The organism is Cetobacterium sp., assembly GCF_048470075.1.
GTDB lineage: Bacteria > Fusobacteriota > Fusobacteriia > Fusobacteriales > Fusobacteriaceae > Cetobacterium_A.
Genome location: NZ_DBGBQB010000236.1, coordinates 1 through 17,845 on the forward strand (window position 1 = coordinate 1; position 17,845 = coordinate 17,845).

21 protein-coding genes and 4 tRNA genes are annotated in these 17,845 nt (G+C 30.9%); 22 read left to right on the top strand and 3 right to left on the bottom strand.

Going from position 1 to position 17,845, the window contains the following annotated elements; all coding sequences use genetic code 11:
* From ACMOUI_RS08210 to ACMOUI_RS08290, 17 genes are all read left to right on the top strand, one after another.
* Positions 1-552 (top strand): type II secretion system F family protein (locus tag ACMOUI_RS08210; protein WP_418965241.1); only part of this gene is annotated, 552 nt, incomplete at its 5' end.
* A 10-nt stretch (positions 553-562) separates the two neighbouring features.
* Positions 563-1,006 carry a pilin gene (locus ACMOUI_RS08215; protein ID WP_418965242.1) on the top strand — a complete coding sequence of 148 codons (444 nt, stop codon included), beginning with the start codon at positions 563-565 and terminating at the stop codon, positions 1,004-1,006.
* On the top strand, positions 991-1,449 hold the full coding sequence (locus ACMOUI_RS08220; protein ID WP_418965243.1) for a prepilin peptidase: 459 nt from the start codon (positions 991-993) through the stop codon (positions 1,447-1,449). Before ACMOUI_RS08215 ends, ACMOUI_RS08220 begins: the two co-directional genes overlap by 16 nt.
* Entirely contained in the window at positions 1,439-1,774 is a 336-nt protein-coding gene (locus ACMOUI_RS08225) for a hypothetical protein (protein WP_418965244.1), read from the top strand. The genes ACMOUI_RS08220 and ACMOUI_RS08225 overlap by 11 nt, the downstream gene beginning before the upstream one ends.
* A complete protein-coding gene (locus ACMOUI_RS08230; RefSeq protein WP_418965245.1) occupies positions 1,755-2,279 on the top strand; it encodes a prepilin-type N-terminal cleavage/methylation domain-containing protein in 525 nt (174 codons plus the stop codon). Before ACMOUI_RS08225 ends, ACMOUI_RS08230 begins: the two co-directional genes overlap by 20 nt.
* A complete protein-coding gene (locus ACMOUI_RS08235) occupies positions 2,248-2,787 on the top strand; it encodes a hypothetical protein (protein WP_418965246.1) in 540 nt (179 codons plus the stop codon). Before ACMOUI_RS08230 ends, ACMOUI_RS08235 begins: the two co-directional genes overlap by 32 nt.
* A complete protein-coding gene (locus ACMOUI_RS08240; RefSeq protein ID WP_418965247.1) occupies positions 2,784-3,476 on the top strand; it encodes a hypothetical protein in 693 nt (230 codons plus the stop codon). The genes ACMOUI_RS08235 and ACMOUI_RS08240 overlap by 4 nt, the downstream gene beginning before the upstream one ends.
* Before the next feature lie 11 nt (positions 3,477-3,487).
* Positions 3,488-4,102 (top strand): hypothetical protein, encoded by a 615-nt coding sequence (locus ACMOUI_RS08245; RefSeq protein ID WP_418965248.1) that lies wholly within the window; start codon positions 3,488-3,490, stop codon positions 4,100-4,102.
* Positions 4,102-5,658 (top strand): type II secretion system protein GspD, encoded by a 1,557-nt coding sequence (locus tag ACMOUI_RS08250; RefSeq protein WP_418965249.1) that lies wholly within the window; start codon positions 4,102-4,104, stop codon positions 5,656-5,658. The genes ACMOUI_RS08245 and ACMOUI_RS08250 overlap by 1 nt, the downstream gene beginning before the upstream one ends.
* A gap of 1 nt (position 5,659) precedes the next feature.
* Positions 5,660-6,646 carry a D-glycero-beta-D-manno-heptose-7-phosphate kinase gene (rfaE1, locus tag ACMOUI_RS08255; protein WP_418965250.1) on the top strand — a complete coding sequence of 329 codons (987 nt, stop codon included), beginning with the start codon at positions 5,660-5,662 and terminating at the stop codon, positions 6,644-6,646.
* 8 nt (positions 6,647-6,654) lie between these two features.
* On the top strand, positions 6,655-7,137 hold the full coding sequence (ispF, locus tag ACMOUI_RS08260; protein WP_418965251.1) for a 2-C-methyl-D-erythritol 2,4-cyclodiphosphate synthase: 483 nt from the start codon (positions 6,655-6,657) through the stop codon (positions 7,135-7,137).
* 54 nt (positions 7,138-7,191) lie between these two features.
* Positions 7,192-7,267, top strand: a tRNA-Val gene (locus ACMOUI_RS08265).
* A gap of 6 nt (positions 7,268-7,273) precedes the next feature.
* Positions 7,274-7,350 (top strand) — tRNA-Asp (locus ACMOUI_RS08270).
* A 5-nt stretch (positions 7,351-7,355) separates the two neighbouring features.
* Positions 7,356-7,431, top strand: a tRNA-Phe gene (locus tag ACMOUI_RS08275).
* Between the two features lie 15 nt (positions 7,432-7,446).
* Positions 7,447-7,521: transfer RNA gene (locus tag ACMOUI_RS08280), tRNA-Cys, on the top strand.
* A gap of 86 nt (positions 7,522-7,607) precedes the next feature.
* Complete coding sequence (locus tag ACMOUI_RS08285) at positions 7,608-8,060, top strand: S-layer homology domain-containing protein (RefSeq protein ID WP_418965252.1); 453 nt, start codon at positions 7,608-7,610, stop codon at positions 8,058-8,060.
* A gap of 20 nt (positions 8,061-8,080) precedes the next feature.
* Positions 8,081-9,430 (top strand): glucose-6-phosphate isomerase, encoded by a 1,350-nt coding sequence (locus tag ACMOUI_RS08290; protein WP_418965253.1) that lies wholly within the window; start codon positions 8,081-8,083, stop codon positions 9,428-9,430.
* Between the two features lie 36 nt (positions 9,431-9,466).
* Here ACMOUI_RS08290 and ACMOUI_RS08295 read toward each other — a convergent pair whose 3' ends face one another.
* Entirely contained in the window at positions 9,467-10,282 is an 816-nt protein-coding gene (locus ACMOUI_RS08295; protein WP_418965254.1) for a carboxypeptidase-like regulatory domain-containing protein, read from the bottom strand.
* Between the two features lie 103 nt (positions 10,283-10,385).
* Here ACMOUI_RS08295 and ACMOUI_RS08300 point away from each other — a divergent pair, with 103 nt between their 5' ends.
* The 4 genes from ACMOUI_RS08300 (at position 10,386) to leuS (ending at position 15,634) form a co-directional block, all read left to right on the top strand.
* A complete protein-coding gene (locus tag ACMOUI_RS08300) occupies positions 10,386-10,949 on the top strand; it encodes a DUF1694 domain-containing protein (protein WP_418965255.1) in 564 nt (187 codons plus the stop codon).
* Position 10,950: 1 nt separating this feature from the next.
* Complete coding sequence (gene murA / locus ACMOUI_RS08305; protein ID WP_418965256.1) at positions 10,951-12,222, top strand: UDP-N-acetylglucosamine 1-carboxyvinyltransferase; 1,272 nt, start codon at positions 10,951-10,953, stop codon at positions 12,220-12,222.
* Between the two features lie 13 nt (positions 12,223-12,235).
* Positions 12,236-12,946 (top strand): 23S rRNA (guanosine(2251)-2'-O)-methyltransferase RlmB, encoded by a 711-nt coding sequence (gene rlmB / locus ACMOUI_RS08310; RefSeq protein WP_418965257.1) that lies wholly within the window; start codon positions 12,236-12,238, stop codon positions 12,944-12,946.
* Between the two features lie 75 nt (positions 12,947-13,021).
* The gene (gene leuS, locus ACMOUI_RS08315; RefSeq protein ID WP_418965258.1) at positions 13,022-15,634 is read left to right on the top strand and encodes a leucine--tRNA ligase; all 2,613 of its coding nucleotides are present in this window, start codon (positions 13,022-13,024) and stop codon (positions 15,632-15,634) included.
* Positions 15,635-15,691: 57 nt separating this feature from the next.
* On the opposite strand, the gene ACMOUI_RS08320 is transcribed toward leuS, so the two are convergent.
* Together ACMOUI_RS08320 and aroE are read right to left on the bottom strand one after the other, a co-directional pair.
* A complete protein-coding gene (locus ACMOUI_RS08320; protein ID WP_418965259.1) occupies positions 15,692-16,045 on the bottom strand; it encodes a zf-TFIIB domain-containing protein in 354 nt (117 codons plus the stop codon).
* Positions 16,046-16,063: 18 nt separating this feature from the next.
* Entirely contained in the window at positions 16,064-16,867 is an 804-nt protein-coding gene (gene aroE / locus ACMOUI_RS08325; RefSeq protein ID WP_418965260.1) for a shikimate dehydrogenase, read from the bottom strand.
* Positions 16,868-16,966: 99 nt separating this feature from the next.
* On the opposite strand from aroE, the gene ACMOUI_RS08330 reads away from it, so the two are divergent.
* Complete coding sequence (locus ACMOUI_RS08330; protein WP_418965261.1) at positions 16,967-17,620, top strand: Crp/Fnr family transcriptional regulator; 654 nt, start codon at positions 16,967-16,969, stop codon at positions 17,618-17,620.
* Positions 17,621-17,845 lie beyond the last annotated feature (225 nt).

Consider the following 17,845-nt stretch of genomic DNA (forward strand, 5'->3'; position numbering starts at 1 on the left):
TTAAAAATAAAAGATGTGTTATCAAAATATCCCTACACGATTTTAATATTGATCTGTGTAGTTTTTTTTTGCTCAAGAGTATCAAAAATAAAAAAACAGATACAGCGAATACCTTTTATTAAAAAATTTTTATATGAAAAGTACATAGTAGATATCTTAGAAAATCTCTCTATATTGCTAGAATCTGGAATTCCTATAGATAAGGGTGTGGATATAATTTTAGAAAACCTAGATAAAGGTAATTTTAAAAATAAGATATATATATTGAGAAATTTAAAAAAAGGTGAAACTCTATCCAGCTGTTTTAAAAAACTTGAAATACTCTCTTTAGAGGAGATCAATATGATAGGAGTAGGAGAGGAAAGTGGAAGCGTTGAAGCTATTTTAAAAGAGATTTCCAGAGCAAGAAATGAAATTTTAGATAGAAAAATAAAGATAATATTGAGACTAGCTGAACCTATTTTATTATTGTTCATAGGAATAATAATAAGCTTCTTTGTGATTGGTTTATATTTGCCAATTTTAAATATGGATGAACTGTTGGGAATTTAGGAGGGCAAGAGTGAAAGAGAAAAAAATAAGGGGATTTAGTGTTATTGAAATTGTTTTGGTGCTGGGAGTGATAGGCATTTTAAGTAGTTTTATAGCTCCAAAGGTAAGGGATTATTTAGCTATGGCAAAGGACTCTAAAGTTATAAATACACTTCAATCTTTAAGATTAGCCAATGAAACTTATTATTTAGAAAATGGGAGTTATCCAGAGGTTGAAGTAGATGATATAGGAGTCACTTTAAATGCTTTAGAAAAATATGTAGGAGACAACTTTAAGTTGGAGGAGGGAAAATTATATCTAGATATTGGAGGAAGTAGAGAAACTGCAGATAGTAAAGAGATAAAATATGGTGGAAAAGTTCAGGTAGAGATGGAGAATAATGAGTTTAGGTTGACTCCTGAAGAGGGCGTTTTTGATTATAATTTAAGAGGTGATGAGTGGTCAAAACTTTAATATATATATCTATACTTGTTTTATTTATAGAGATTTGTGTGAGAGATAAAAAACAGAGAGTGATTCTAAATAAAAGTAACGTATCTCTACTTTTTTTAGGATTAATTTTAGGAGTTCTTGAAAATAATCTACTTGAAAGAGTCTTGGGAGCGGCGGCATACACTTTGCCATTTATACTGATCTATGGATATGGAAGCGATATTTTAGGCATGGAGTGTATAGGTATGGGAGATATAAAGCTTATGATTTCATTGGGAACGATTTTAAAATTTGAAAATTTTTATAAAGTATTATTGTTTATAAACATAAGTTTTATACTTCCACTGCTTTTTTTAATAGTAAAATACTTACTGGTAAAGAGAATAGATAGAGAGATTGCGTTTGGTCCATTTCTAATTGGGGCATGTATTTTAACTTTAATATTGGAAAGCTATGAAAGATAGCAGGGGTGGAGGAACATATCTGGAAACGTTAATAGCACTATCTTTGATATTAGTTATTTTAAATCCTCTGTTTTTCTCTTTGATTCGTTTAAAAAGAGGTTTTAATAAAATTAGTGAGTTTAATAGGTTAGAGAGTGAGATTGAAAAGATAAGAGCTTACTATAAAAATCCTAAGAATATAGATGATTTTATGGTTTTGGATAAAAGTTATAAAGTTGAAGTAAAAAAAAGAAAAATCTTTGAAGAGATATATTGTATCGAGATAAAAATAGAAAAAAATCTTATAAAAAGAGAGAGTAGATTATATGTATATAGACAAAAATAAAGGGTTTTCTTTATTGGAAATTATAGTGACAATGACTGTAACACTTATAATTTTGCAAACTCTATACCTATATTTAAATAAAATTAATGAGATGAGAAAAGAGAGTCTTTATAGACTGCGTTTTAATAGGGAAGTGAAACTTATTTTGGATAAAATAGATAGGGCATTGTATGAATCTTTAGATTATAAAATCTATAATATGGGGGACATAAGAGGATATATTGATTATAGGATATCATCTTTAGAAAGTGGAAATACATTGGTAGTTGAAAAATACATTCCCCTGGAGGAGAACTATACAGAGGTTGAGATATATCAGTGTAGAGATAACTCTATATACTCATTTTTAGGGAAACGAAAAAGACTTAATGAGATAGGTATAGATAATGGAAGTAGAGAGAGAATATTAAAGAATGTGAGGGGAAATTTTAATTTAGAGGAGTATGGAGTTTCTCTGGAGGGATATTACTTAGATGAAAAACTTAGAAAGGAGTTTAAAAAATAGGGGATTTATATTGCCTATTGTATTGTTTCTAATTTTTATTTTAATGTGGTTATTTTCTATGGTTCTATTAAGTTATAAAAATGAGATCAGTATCTATAATTCATTGAGAAGTTCCAATGAAAGCTACTGGTTTGCAGAGAATTTATCAACTGTAGGTGAATATGAAGTTTTTAAAGGAGAAAAATCAATAAAAAATGGGGAGTATAACGATATTATTGAGTATTTTGAGGATAGAGATTTGATTTGGAAAGAAGTTAATAAAATATCTAAAAGTGGATATAGGAGATATGAGATTAAACACAATGGTACTTATATAGATGAAGTGGTAGAGATGATACCTTTTATGAGAAACGTTTTGGAGATAAAGTTAATAAAAGAGATAGAGATAGAAAATAGAGTTGTGAATATAAAGGTATTGTTATATTATGAGTATTCCATGGGTGAGATGGATATTTTTAAAAGTTATAAAAGAGAGATAAGAGGGGTTGAGGTCAGCTTAAAAAAATGAAGACAATAGTCATTAATGAAAGGGGTATAAGGATATTAGAGGATGGAGAGATAATTAATCAGGGATTGTTTAGTGAGGAAAAGGATATTCCACAGGAGCTAAAGGAGCTTCTTTCAATATATGAAAATTCAGAAGTAGTTACTCTAAAGATACAAATGGATATGGAGAAAGAGAATGAAAAGAGAGTAAAAGAGATTATAAAAGAGTGTGGCTGGTCATTGAAGGAGAGAAAAGTTTTAGATAAAAAAATAATAAAAATAATAGTGGTCATATTTTTTTGTGAAATATTCTTAGGAGGAACGGTTTTCTTTAAAAAATATCTATTGAAAAAACAGAATCAAAACTTAAAGATAGAAAGTTCAGACTATAAAAAAAGAGTGATCCTTTTAGATAGGGAGCTTAAAGAGTTAGATAAAATTGAAGAGGGGGAAATAAGTTTTAAAAAAAGTGAGATAGCTGAGTATCTGTTCTCAATATCTGAGCTATGTAAAAAGTCAGATATCTATTTGGAAAAGATTGAAATTAGAGAGAAAAGAATATATTTAAGTGGTTATGGGGACAGGATAGAAAATATTTTTAATCTAAAGAGATATAGTCTAATGGATGGGCAGGTTTCAGAATCAAAGTTTGACTTTATAAAAAAAGAGGGGGAACTTTTATATTTTTTAATGGAATTGGAGATAGATTAAAAAATTTTTCATTGGATATTAAAGTTATATTGATAGTAATAAATTTTTTTATTTTATTTGTACTGGTTGTTCAACCAGTTTTAGATTTAAGAAAACAAAGTTCTGAGAGGCATAGGTTAAAAATAGAGATAGAAAAATTAAAAAAAATTGTTTTTGAAAAGCAAAAAGAGTTAAGAAAACAAAGAGATGAATATATAGAATTAACTTTAAAAAATAGTATAGAGAAGAATGAGAAAAAAGAGTTTATTTTTAAAAGTGAATTTGAAATGTATAAACTTTTGGATAAACTTTCAAAGAGTAATAATATAAATATTGAACTACTTGGAAGAGAAGCAAAAAAAATAGATGAGTTTGGAAATATCGAAAATATACTTTTTTTTCATGGTGCTGGAAAAGAGTTTGATATATACAATTTCATATTTCAAATGGAGAAAGAGGATAGATATATAGCTTTAAAGGAGGATGGAGTTTTAATAGAAATCAATGGAGATATAGTAGATTTAAAAGTGAATATTGTGTATATAAACAATAATAAAAAAGAGAAATTGGATTATAGATCTCATGGTGAAGAGATATTTAAAAAAGTAAAATCAAGAGATATAGGAAAAAAAAGGAGAGCAATCTAATGAGATATAGAGTTTTTATTTTGTTCCTATTTGTTCACTTAAATAATTTTACAACAGAGATTTACCCCAAGGAGTTGGATTTGAAAGATGTGCCTATTGTGGATGTTTTTGCTCATCTATCAAAGTATTCACAGTACACTTTAATAGGGGATTCATATGTGAAAGATATCGTTGTTGATGGATATTTTAAAAAGGATACAACAATAGATGAGATTTTAGAAGTGCTAGAATTAACATATGGATTAACCAGAGTAAAAAGAGGAAAAACTTTGATATTTAGAAATAGAAAATCAGAAAATAAAGATATACTCATTGGAAAAATTTATGATATAGATACAAATAAAGAGTTAAAAAATATAAAAATTGTCTTAAAAAAAAGAGGAACAGTGGAAACTTTTTCAGGGGAGTATGGAGAATATTTAATGGATGATATAGTTAAAGGAACTTATTTTATCTCAATTTTATCAGATGAATACTACTATCATGGTGATTTTTTAGAGATAAAAGAGGGAGTGAATCAGTTTGATTTCTATGTGGAAAGAAAAAATTCTAAGTATTCAAAAAATATACCTCAAGAAAGAGAACAAAAAAACAAAAAAGATGATATAATAGAAAATATTTTATTGGAAAATTTAAACTATGAAGAGATTGAGAGAATAATTAAAGAAACTTTTGATGACAAATTAAAGGTTTCAATCAGTCCAGGAAATGGATCCGTTATACTCTTTGGAAAAGATGAGTATATGTACTCTGCTAAAAAATTGATTAAAAGTTTAGATACAAGGAAAAAACAGGTTAAGGTGACAGCGGAGATTATCGATGTAAAAGCCAATCTTTTTGAAGATTTGGGATTTAATTGGGTGTACGCCACTCAAGGCCGCTCCTCCAGTAGAAGTGATGGAATCTATTTAGAAACTCTTATCTCTGGAACTACAGATGGTTTAGGAGAGGTTTTGGGAAGTTCAATAAACTTTATCAGTAAATTTAATAGTGGAAGAGATATTTTAGATTTGACTTTAAATCTACTGGAAACCACACAGGATTTAACAGTTAATGCGTTACCATCAATAATACTATTAAATGGAGAAGTGGGAACTTTGAAAATGACAGAAGAGGTAATTGTAGGGCAAGATAAAGAGGAAAGTACCAATAATGATATGATCACCTATACACCTATCTTTAAAGAGGCTGGTATAATTTTAAAAGTTTTACCATATATAAAAGAGGATAATAGTGTCTATTTAAACATCAATTTGGAAGCCAGTGATTTTAAATTAAAAAAATCTTTAAAACCCAGTGATATAAATGAGGGAACTTTTAATGCAGATGGAGGATCAAAAGTATCTAGAAATTTGGAAACAAAAGTTAGATTAAGGGATAAAGATGTTATTTTAATAGGTGGTTTAAAAAAAAAGATAGACCAGAAAATAAATAATAAAGTTCCACTTTTAAGTGAGATTCCAGCTATTGGAATTTTATTTAAAAGCCAGTCAAGTAGATTAGAACATACAGATTTATATATAAAATTAAAAGCTGAAGTAATAGAGGAGATTTAGGATGGAAAAAAATAAATTAGAAGAGATACTTAAAAGTTTTCAAAATTTAAAAGTAGCAGTTGTAGGGGATATGATGCTAGATGATTATCTGATTGGATCAGTTGAAAGAATATCTCCAGAAGCACCAGTACCAGTTGTTTCAATAAAAGAGGAAAGATTTGTATTAGGTGGAGCGGCTAACGTAGTTAATAATCTGTCAACATTGGGAGCTAAGGCTATATGTTTTGGTGTAATTGGTGAAGATTTTGATGGCGATAGATTGGTGAGAGAGTTAGAAAAGAAATCCATAGAAACAACAGGGATAGTGAGAAGCGAGGATAGACCAACAATAGTAAAAAGAAGGATAATTGGTGGAAATCAGCAACTACTTAGATTGGATTGGGAGGATGCAAGACCAATCAGTGAAAATATGGAGAATATTCTATTAAAGCATATAGAGAAGGAGATAGATGGATTGGATGCAATTATTCTATCTGACTATGATAAAGGTGTTTTAACACCAAGAGTTGTAAAAAAAATTATATCTCTATGTAGAGAAAAAGGGATTATTGTAACAGTTGATCCAAAACCTAAAAATGCTCTAAACTATGTTGGAGCAACATCTATGACACCAAATAGAAAAGAGGCCATAGAGTGTTTAGGGAAAAAAAGTTTTGATAATATAATAGAGGTTGGAAAAGAGTTAAAAGAGAAACTGGATTTAAAGAACCTTTTATTGACAAGAAGTGAAGAGGGAATGAGTTTATTCCAAGGGGATGAGGTAATAAACATCCCAACTTATGCCAAGGAGGTTTTTGATGTAACTGGTGCTGGAGATACGGTTATATCAGTGTTTACTTTGGCAAGTGCAGCGGGAGTATCTCTACATGATGCAGCTAAAATAGCAAACACAGCAGCAGGGGTTGTTGTTGGAAAGATGGGAACATCAACAGTTACAACTGAGGAGATTTTAGAGTTTTATAATAGAATTTATAATGAGTGGAAATAGGTGAAATTATGTTAAGAATTGGTAATGGATATGATGTTCACAGATTGGTTGAAGGAAGAAAATTAATTTTAGGTGGGGTAGAAATACCTCACTTAAAAGGTGTTTTAGGACATTCAGATGGAGATGTATTGATACATGCTATAATGGATGCTCTTTTAGGAGCATTAGCTTTGGGAGATATTGGACAACATTTTCCTGATACCTCAAGTGAGTTTAAAGATATAGACAGTATGATTTTATTGGAAAGGGTATTTAGCTTAATTAGAGAGAGAGAGTATAAGATTATCAATTTAGACTGTATAATTGTTGCTCAAAAACCTAAATTAAAACCATATTTAGATCTGATGAGAGAGAGAGTATCCAAAGTTTTAGAGACAGATATTTCAAATATAAGTATAAAAGCAACCACTGAAGAAAAATTGGGATTTACAGGCAATGAGGAAGGAATAAAGTCTTATTGTGTTGTTCTTTTACAAAAAAAAGAAAAATAATAAAAAAATAGTTGCGTTAGAGACTAGATTGTGCTATACTAGTCTTGTCTTCAAGGAAGCATAGCTCAGTTGGGAGAGCACCTGCCTTACAAGCAGGGGGTCACTGGTTCAAGTCCAGTTGTTTCCACCATATAATGGGGGTGTAGCTCAGTTGGTTAGAGCGCATGCCTGTCACGCATGAGGTCGCGAGTTCGACCCTCGTCACTCCCGCCATTATTGCCCAGATAGCTCAGTCGGTAGAGCAGGGGACTGAAAATCCCCGTGTCGGTGGTTCGATTCCGCCTCTGGGCACCATTCAAATTTATAGAAGGCGACGTCGCCAAGTGGTAAGGCAGAGGTCTGCAAAATCTCTATTCACCAGTTCAAATCTGGTCGTCGCCTCCAAAATTAAAATCTAAACAGCTTAAGGGCTGTTTTTTTTTATTCTTTGTGCTATAATTGAAAAAAAATTAACCATAAAGAGGTAGTGTATGAAGAAAATAATTGTGATATACTTTACACTGATAGCATTAGCATATGGACAGGGAAAAGAACTTATATTTGAAGATGTTCCAAAAAATCATTGGGCATATAAAGCGATTGAAAACCTTGTTAATGAGGGAGTAATTTCAGAAGATAGCTTTTTATTTAAAGGAGAGTTTCCAGTTTCCAGGTATAGTTTTGCCGAGGGATTAAATAGAGCCTTCAATGTTTTAAATGAAAAAAAGGCCAATAGAGGTGATCTAGTTATTTTAGAGAGCTTAGTTTATGAATTTTCAAGAGAGCTAACTAAAATAGGTTTTGATGCGGATCTATTCAATGGAAAACTTGAAAATATGAGAGTAGATATTGAAGTTATAAGACAGAAAAATGATGAGACTCAAAAGCAGGTAAATGAGCTGAGAAAAAGAATAGAAGTTTTAGAAAAAAATGCAGGTATATAACTAATATGGAGGTATAGATTATGAAAAAGTTATCATTTGATTATTCAAATGCACTAAATTTTTTTAAGGAAAACGAATTGGCTTTAATGGAAGCTCAATGTAAGACAGCTACAGAGACTTTAATGAATGGGACAGGAGCTGGAAATGACTTTTTAGGATGGATTGACTTACCAACTAACTATGATAAAGTTGAATTTAACAGAATAAAAGATGCAGCTGAAAAGATAAAAAATGATTCAGAAGTTTTAGTTGTAATTGGAATTGGAGGATCATATTTAGGTGCAAGAGCTGCAATAGAGTTCCTATCACACACTTTTTATAACAATCAACCAAAATCAAAAAGAAAAGGACCTGAAATATATTTTGCAGGACAAAATATATCGGGAAAATATATAAAAGAGCTATTAGAAATTATTGGAGATAGAGACTACTCAGTTAATGTAATCTCAAAATCAGGAACAACAACTGAACCAGCAATTGCTTTTAGAGTATTCAAAAAACACCTAGAGGAAAAATATGGAGTTGAGGGTGCAAGAAAAAGAATCTATGCTACAACAGATGCTAGTAAAGGTGCCTTAAAAAAATTAGCAACAGATGAAGGATATGAAACTTTTGTTGTACCAGATAACGTAGGAGGAAGATTCTCAGTTTTAACAGCTGTAGGATTACTGCCAATTGCAGCGGCAGGAATCAATATAGATGAGTTAATGGCAGGAGCTAGAGATGCTCAAGAGGACTATAAAGCTCCATATGAAAGTAATGACTGTTTAAAATATGCAACAATAAGAAATATTTTAAATAGAAAAGGTAAAGATGTGGAGATGTTAATAAACTATGAACCAAGACTACACTATATTGGTGAGTGGTGGAAACAACTATTTGGAGAATCTGAAGGAAAAGATGGAAAAGGTCTGTTACCAGCAGCGGCAGACTTCTCTACAGATTTACACTCTATGGGACAATTTATCCAAGATGGAAAGAGAGTTTTAATAGAGACACTGGTAAATATAGAGACACCTGAGTGTGATATCATAATAGAAGCGGATGATTTGGATTTAGATGGTTTAAACTATTTAGCTGGAAAAGGTATGGATTTTGTAAATAAAAAAGCTGCACAGGGAACAGTGTTAGCACATGTGGATGGAGGAGTTCCCAACTTAATTGTAAATCTACCTGAGGCTACACCATACCACCTAGGATATATGTTCTATTTCTTTGAAAAAGCTTGTGGAGTAAGTGGATACTTATTGGGAGTAAATCCATTTGATCAACCTGGAGTGGAAGCATATAAAGCTAATATGTTTGCTCTATTAGGAAAAAAAGGGTTTGAGAAACAGGCTGAGGAATTAAATAAGAGATTAAAAAAATAGTAAAATAGAAAAAGAAGCTAAACATAGCTTCTTTTTTTAGTCTGTAAATATATTAAACTGTCTTAAATCTTTGTTTATAGTAAAGGTTTTACTTTTAAAACCTAAACTTGGAACTCGAAAGTATGCTTTTTCATAGTTTAAAATATCTCTAAATTCAAAAAGACCATCTTTAGAGGTTTTAATAGAGGCAATAATCTTATTATTACTCCCATTTATAAGTTCTAAATCAACATCTTTTAAATAGTTGTTTCCTCTGACTAAAGCCCCAGATATATAGAATGTTTTAGCTTCTAGAGCAATTGAGATATCATTAATAAATTTTTCATTTTGAATTAGTAAAGAGACACCATTTCCATAAAAACCTGACTTTTGAGCAAAAATTGAGATCAGTCCAACATGACCTTGAAAAAAGAAAATACCACTGGAATTGGTATTTATATCTAAAAGTTCCTCCCCAATTTTTACTTTAACCTGTGCATCTTTTATGGGTTCCCCAAAATTATTTATAACTTTGCCATAGATTGCAATTTTATTATCTGTCATATTTAAAACTAATCTTTCAGGGGGGTCAAAGATATAATCAACAAAGAAGTTATCTCCAACTAAAGATGTGTAACCATCTTTCTTAACTGTAATTCGGTATTTATTTTTAGGTAATTCAATGGAAAATTCGCCATTGATACCGCTTTTTACACAATTAACACGGTTAGAACTATCAAAGAAACAGACAGTAGCATCTCCTAATCTAAACTCTTTATCAGTGACAAATCCAGAAATAGTAATAGTTTTATTTTCTCCAAAAAGACTCAATGAAAAGGCTAAAATAAAACATAGAAAAAGTTTAAATCTCATAGAACCTCCATTAGATTAATGTTATATTTAATTATATCACTTTTTTGTTTTTATATGCTATAATTATTAATAAAAATAAATTTTTTATAGAAGGTGATTTTAGTTGGTAGATGATATAATAAACGAAAGAGAAAAAGCAAAGTTACACTTCTTAAAAACTCAAACAGAAAAATTAATTTACTTAGGGGAATTTAAAGAAAATGTTTTAGCAGCTTTGGAAAAACCAGAAATAGAGAGAAACTTTATTCATAAAGAGATAAAAGAAGCAATGGAAGATCCAAGAGCCGTTTTATTAAAAATCAGAAGAGATATACCTTTTGAGTCAATAAAACCCTATATAGATGAAGCTGAAAAAATAGGACTTAGATATACATTGGTAGACGATATAACTTTTAGAGGAAATATAGGACTGGTTGTTGTATCGCAAGAAGCTTTAGATAATGAAAATAAAGATGTGGTATTGGAAAGTGCTACAAAAATATATACAGATGCTGGTCTAAGCGAGGCTTTTATATATGGTGAGGGACATAAAATATGTCCAAAACACTACAAAGAGTTAAAGGAAAAATTACCAGAACGACTTGATAAATTTCAAGAGATGAATTTTTTTGATAGATTATTTGGTAAAGTGTGCCCAATAGATAGATTTGATAAAAAGGAGAGATAGCATGAGCGTAGAAGCGTTTAAAATAATAGGCGGGAAAAAAATAGGTGGAGAATTAAAAGTGGAAGGTGCAAAAAATGCAGCTCTACCAATATTTGTTGCGACTTTAATAGAAAAAGGAACTTATATTTTAAATAATGTTCCAAATTTAAGAGATATAGTAACTCTTGTTCAACTTTTAGAGAGTTTAGGACTTGAGATTGAAAAGATAGGAGAGCACTCATATAAGGTTGTAAACAATGGATTGAAATCACTGGTTGCATCATATGATTTAGTAAAGAAGATGAGAGCGTCATTTTTAGTGATGGGACCTATGTTAGCTCATGAGAAGAGAGCTAAAGTTTCTTTACCAGGTGGATGTGCAATAGGATCAAGACCAGTTGACCTACATTTAAAGGGGTTTGAAGCACTGGGTGTTGAGATAAAGATTGATCACGGTTATGTAGAGGGAGAAGCAAAAGAGCTTATTGGAGGAAAGGTTGTATTTGATTTTCCAAGTGTTGGAGCAACGGAAAATGTTATCATGGCAGCTGTAAAGGCTAAAGGAAAAACTGTGATTGAGAATGCAGCAAGAGAACCGGAGATAGACGATCTATGTAACTTTTTAAATAAGATGGGAGCCAAAATAGAGGGCGTAGGAACAGGGAGATTGGAGATAGAGGGTGTGGAAAAGTTGACACCGTGTGAATACTCAATTATACCTGATAGAATCGTTGCTGGAACATTTATAGTAGCTTCACTTATGTTTGATGGAGCTATCACTGTTAAAGGTGTTATAAGAGATCATATAGAGAGTTTTATATCAAAACTTGAAGAGATGGGAGCGGAGTTTGATATTATAGATGATGTTTTAACAACAAAAACAAAACTGAAGGATTTAAAAGCTGTAAAGGCAACTACAATGCCACATCCAGGGTTCCCTACAGATTTACAATCTCCAATGATGACACTGATGTGTTTGGTTAAAGGTACTAGTGAGATAAAAGAAACAATTTTTGAAAATAGATTTATGCATGTACCTGAGCTGAATAGAATGGGAGCAAATATATCTACAGATGCAAATATAGCAAGAATAGATGGAATAGAGATGTTCTCTTCAGCAGAGGTTATGGCCAGTGATTTAAGAGCTGGAGCTTCTTTAATTTTAGCTGGACTACTTGCAGATGGGGAGACTATAGTAAATAGAATCTACCATGTGGATAGAGGATATGAGAATTTAGAAGTAAAATTAAAAGCATTAGGTGCAAATATAGAAAGAATAAAAGTAGAAATATAATAAGGGTGAGAAAATGGAAAAAGTAATAGGGATAAATCCTGTAATAGAGTTATTACAAAATAAATCAAACAATATCGAAAAAATTGAGATTTTTAAAGGTATGAGAGAGGAAAAATTAGGAAAATTAAAAGCTTTAGCTTCAGCAAGAAATATTAAATTATTTCAAGTTGGAAAAAAAGAGGAGAACTCACAAGGTGTTGTAGCATACTTAAGTGATTATGACTACTACATTGAGCTGGGAGAGTTTTTAGAAAAAATAGCTAGAGATGAAAAATCAATTGTTCTAATTTTAGATGGAGTTCAAGATCCAAGAAACTTTGGAGCAATAATAAGAAGTGCTGAAATTTTTGGAGTAAAAGGGATTATAATACCAGAGAGAAACTCGGTTAAAATAAATGAAACAGTTATAAAAACATCAACAGGTGCTATTGAGCATATGGATATAGTGAAAGTTACAAATATATCTGATGCAATTGAAAAATTAAAGAAATTAGACTTCTGGGTATATGGTGCTGAGGGATCTGGAAATAAGTACTACTATGAGGAGAAATACCCAAATAAAACAGCTTTAGTTCTAGGTAGTGAAGGTGAAGGAATCAGAAAAAAAGTGAAGGAAAATTGTGATATTTTAGTTAAAATCCCAATGCATGGAAAGATCAACTCTTTAAATGTTTCTGTAGCTGGTGGGATAATACTTTCTGAGATAGCAAAAAATTTATATTAAATAAATAAACCTGTGGAAGTACAGGTTTTTTTATGCTATATTATGAGATAAAATTAAAGTTAATGGGGTGAAGATATGAGAGAATATAATTTTAGCCAAATTGAAGAAAAATGGCAACAAAAATGGAAAGAAGAAAATATATTTAAAACTGAAAATAAAGTTGAAGGAAAAGAGAACTACTATGTTTTAGAGATGTTACCATATCCATCTGGAAAACTACATGTGGGTCATGCTAGAAACTATACAATAGGAGATGTTATAGCAAGATACAAAAGAATGAAGGGATATAATGTACTACATCCTATGGGATGGGATTCTTTTGGATTACCAGCGGAGAATGCTGCAATTCAAAATGGAGCACACCCAGCACTATGGACAAAATCAAATATAGACAACATGAACAGACAATTAAAGATGATGGGATTATCATATGATTGGGATAGAGAGATTGCAACTTATACTCCTGAATACTATAAGTGGAATCAATGGATATTCAAAAAGATGTTTGAGATGGGATTGGTTTATAAGAAAAAATCAACTGTAAACTGGTGCCCTGATTGTCAAACAGTTTTAGCAAATGAGCAAGTTGAAGATGGAATGTGTTGGAGACACTCAAAGACTCCTGTAATCCAGAAGGATTTAGAGCAATGGTTCTTTAAAATAACAGACTATGCAGAGGAGTTATTAGAGGGTCATAAAGAGTTAGTTGATGGGTGGCCAGAAAAAGTTTTAACAATGCAGAAGAACTGGATAGGAAAATCTTTTGGAACAGAGGTAAACTTTAAATTAGTTGAAAAAGATGAGAACTTACCTGTATTCACAACAAGAGTTGATACTTTATTTGGTGTTACTTATGCTGTAATCGCACCAGAGCATCCTTTAGTAGATGAAATTTTAAAAACTAACCCAAGTATAAAGGAAGCTGTATCTGCTATGAAAAATACAGATATGATAGAGAGAACAGCTGAAGGAAAAGAGAAGAATGGTATAAATACAGGATGGCATGTAATAAACCCTGTAAATGGTGAAAAAGTTGAGTTATGGATAGGGGACTATGTATTGATGAACTATGGTACTGGAGCTGTTATGGCTGTACCAGCTCATGATGAAAGAGACTTTGCTTTTGCTAAAAAATATGATTTACCAATAAAAGTTGTAATCAATCCAATCAATAAAGAGACAAAGCAAGAGATTGTAATAGAGGCATCAGAGATGAAAGATGCTTTTGTAGGATCTGGTATTATGACTAACTCTGAGGAGTTTAATGGAATCTCTTCTAAAGAGGCTTTAGTTAAAATAGCTGAGTATGTAGAGGCAAAGGGATATGGAGAAAGAACAACAAAATATAGATTGAAAGATTGGGGAGTTTCTAGACAGAGATACTGGGGAACACCAATCCCGGCATTATATTGTGAAAAGTGTGGTGTAGTGATGGAAAAGGATGAAAATCTTCCGGTTCTATTACCAACAGATGTAGAGTTTACAGGAAATGGAAATCCATTGGAGACATCTGAGAGTTACAAACATGCTATATGTCCTTGTTGTGGAGGACCTGCAAGAAGAGATACAGACACAATGGATACATTTGTGGATTCATCTTGGTATTTCTTAAGATATTGTGATCCTAAAAATACAAATCTACCATTTGAAAAGGAGATTGTTGATGGATGGGTTCCAGTGGATCAATATATCGGTGGAATAGAGCACGCTGTAATGCACTTACTATATTCAAGATTCTTCTCAAAAGTTTTAAGAGATATGGGATTATTATCATCTAATGAGCCTTTTAAAAGACTATTGACTCAAGGAATGGTATTGGGACCATCATACTATTCAGTAAATGAAAATAGATTCTTATATCCTGATGAAGTTGAGATAAAAGGATCTCAGGCTTTCTTAAAAACTACAGGAGAAGAGCTACAAGTTAAAGTTGAGAAGATGTCAAAATCTAAAAACAATGGTGTGGATCCTGAGATTATGATAAATAAATATGGAGCGGATACAACTAGACTGTTTATTATGTTTGCTGCACCACCAGAGAGAGAGTTAGAGTGGAATGAAAATGGACTGGCTGGAGCTGCGAGATTTTTAAATAAAATTTGGAGATTAGTTCTTGAGAATAAAGAGTACTTAGCAGATTTAACAGCAATTGATTATACAAAGTTAAGTAAAGAGGATAAAGGACTAGTTAGAAAGTTACATCAAACAATAAAAAAAGTTACAGAATCAATAGAGGCAGATTATCACTTTAACACTTCAATAGCGGCAACTATGGAGTTATTAAATGAGATGCAAGACTTTAGAGCTCAAGTTTTAGGAACAGATAAAGAAACATCTGAGTCTAAAAAAATATTCAGAGAGGCTATGGTAAATGTAGTTATTATGTTATCGCCATTTACACCGCATTTCTGTGATGAGTTATGGCAAGAGATGGGAAATAGTGGTATGTTATTCCTAGAGTCATGGCCAACTCATAAAGAGGAGTTAACTGTGGCTGATGAGATAGCTATCGCTGTTCAAGTCAATGGTAAACTAAGAGGAACTTTAGAAGTGGAAAGAACTATTTCAAAAGATGAATTAGAGAAAAAAGCATTAGAGATAGAAAATGTAAAGAAATTTATAGAGGGACAAACAGTTGTAAAAATAATAGTGGTTCCTGGTAAGATTGTAAATATTGTTGTAAAATAGTTTGAAATTATAAAAGGAGAGTTTTTAAAAACTCTCCTTTATTTTATATTTAAAACTCTATTTTTTAAATCTATCCCAAAAGCTAGGTTTTTGGGCATCTCTCATTCTTTTTTCTTCCGCCTGCTCTCTGTGGTAATTTGACCAGTTTGGATTGTTTTTCATATTCATTTTCATCTGTTTCATATAGTTGTAAGTAGCTTTAGTATTTCTATATTTTGTAACAAAATTACTCTTTATATCAACTATGGTCTGTATGATTCCTTGGAAAAATCCAAGGAATTTTTGAATCACTCTTTTATACCATGTAAAGTTATAGATCTCTTTACAGTTTGGACATCTATATTTTGCAACTTTATCCATTATTCTCATTTTTTCTTTACACTTAGGACAAGTGATAATAATTTTTTTCATAGGTAAAATCCTCCAATATTATTTATAGATAGTGTTAATCAATTCATCATATATCTTTTCGTAATTAAACTCTTTTTCATTCCATATCTCTTCAGATTTAACTCCCTGAGAGATCAACATATATAAGCCATTTTCAAAATTTTTTCCTCTATTTTTAGCAAATTTTAAAAATAAAGTTTCTTGAGGATTATATATTAAATCTAAAACAAAGTCAAAATTTTGTATGATGCTCTCATTGACAGGAGAGACATTGATATTTGGATTAGTTCCAATGGGGGTAGCATTTATAAGTAGGTATCCTGAAGTCTTTGAAAGTTCATCATATGAGATTACAGGTATATCTTTAAATTCACTTTGAGCTTTTATTTTATCTCTAGAGACTATAAAAACGATAGCTCCACAATCTAAAAGAGCTTTTATTGCAGCTTTAGCAGCTCCTCCTGTCCCTAAAATCACAGCTTTTTTATTTTTTAGATTTAAATCCATCTTTTCAAATGTCTTAATAAGACCAAAGTAATCTGTATTATATGCAATTAGTCTTCCATTTTCAAATTTTATACAATTGGTAGCTCCAATAGATTGAACCTCTGGAGATATGGTATCCACAAATTTTAAAATTGTTGTCTTATATGGAATAGTGACATTAAGTCCCAAAATACTCTTTTGTTTTAAGTCCTTTAGAAAATCTTTCATTAAACTTTCATCTTTTAAATCATAGATTTCATACTGAGCGTCTATATCATATAGCTTGAAAATTTTATTATGTAAAGTTGGAGAAAATGTATAGGATATGTTTTTTCCCAATAGACCAAATTTTTTCATTAAAATCACCTCATATCTCAATTATAATATTATTTTTTTTAATAAACAATGATATTATTAAGAATAAATTGAGATAGTGATATCAAGGAGGACTAAGATATGTTAGATTTAAAAAAATTGATAGGGCTTAAAATTTTTCAAAAGTTAGAGATAAATGAACTTGAAATACTGTTCAATGGTGTAGATTATCAAATAAAAAAATTTCAAAAAAATGATGTTGTATTTTTTAGAGATGAGAGATTAGATGGAATATATCTAATTATTAGAGGAGTTTTGAGTGCTGAGATGCTAAAGGCAACAGGGGAAGTTCAAAAAATAGAAAATCTATCTAGGGGGGATATACTTGGTTCTGCTTTTATATTTGGAAAAAATAACAATCTACCAGTTGATGTAGTGGCCTTAAATGATGGAGAGATACTACATATCAATAAAAAAAACTTACTGAAAGCTTTCAATTTAAATGAAAAAATATTGATAAATTTTTTAGATGAAATATCTGATAAAGCACAGTTTTTATCAAATAAAGTTTGGAAAAGTTTTAATAATAAAACAATAAAAGAGAAAGTTTTAAACTATATATTTGAGAATGCAGAGGGAAATAAAGTTGTTTTTAAACACTCTATAAAGGAGTTAGCTGAAATCTTTGGAGTGAGTAGACCCTCTTTATCCAGAGTAATAGGTGAAATTGTTGAAGAGAATATCTTAATAAGAGATGGGAAAAATAGATTTACTCTAAATAGAGAAAAAATTTAAATAAAAAATAAAAAAAGTGTTGACAGAGTATAAATGTTGTGGTATTATACTTCTTGTAGCGGGAACAACCGCCACATGAAAATTAAAAGGACATTAACAACCGAATAGAGAAAATAGTCAGAAGTTATGAAAATAACAAATGCCAGAAATGGCACAACCAATAAATGGTGTAAACGTAAGTCTTAGGACTTTAAATATATTTGAATGAAGAGTTTGATCCTGGCT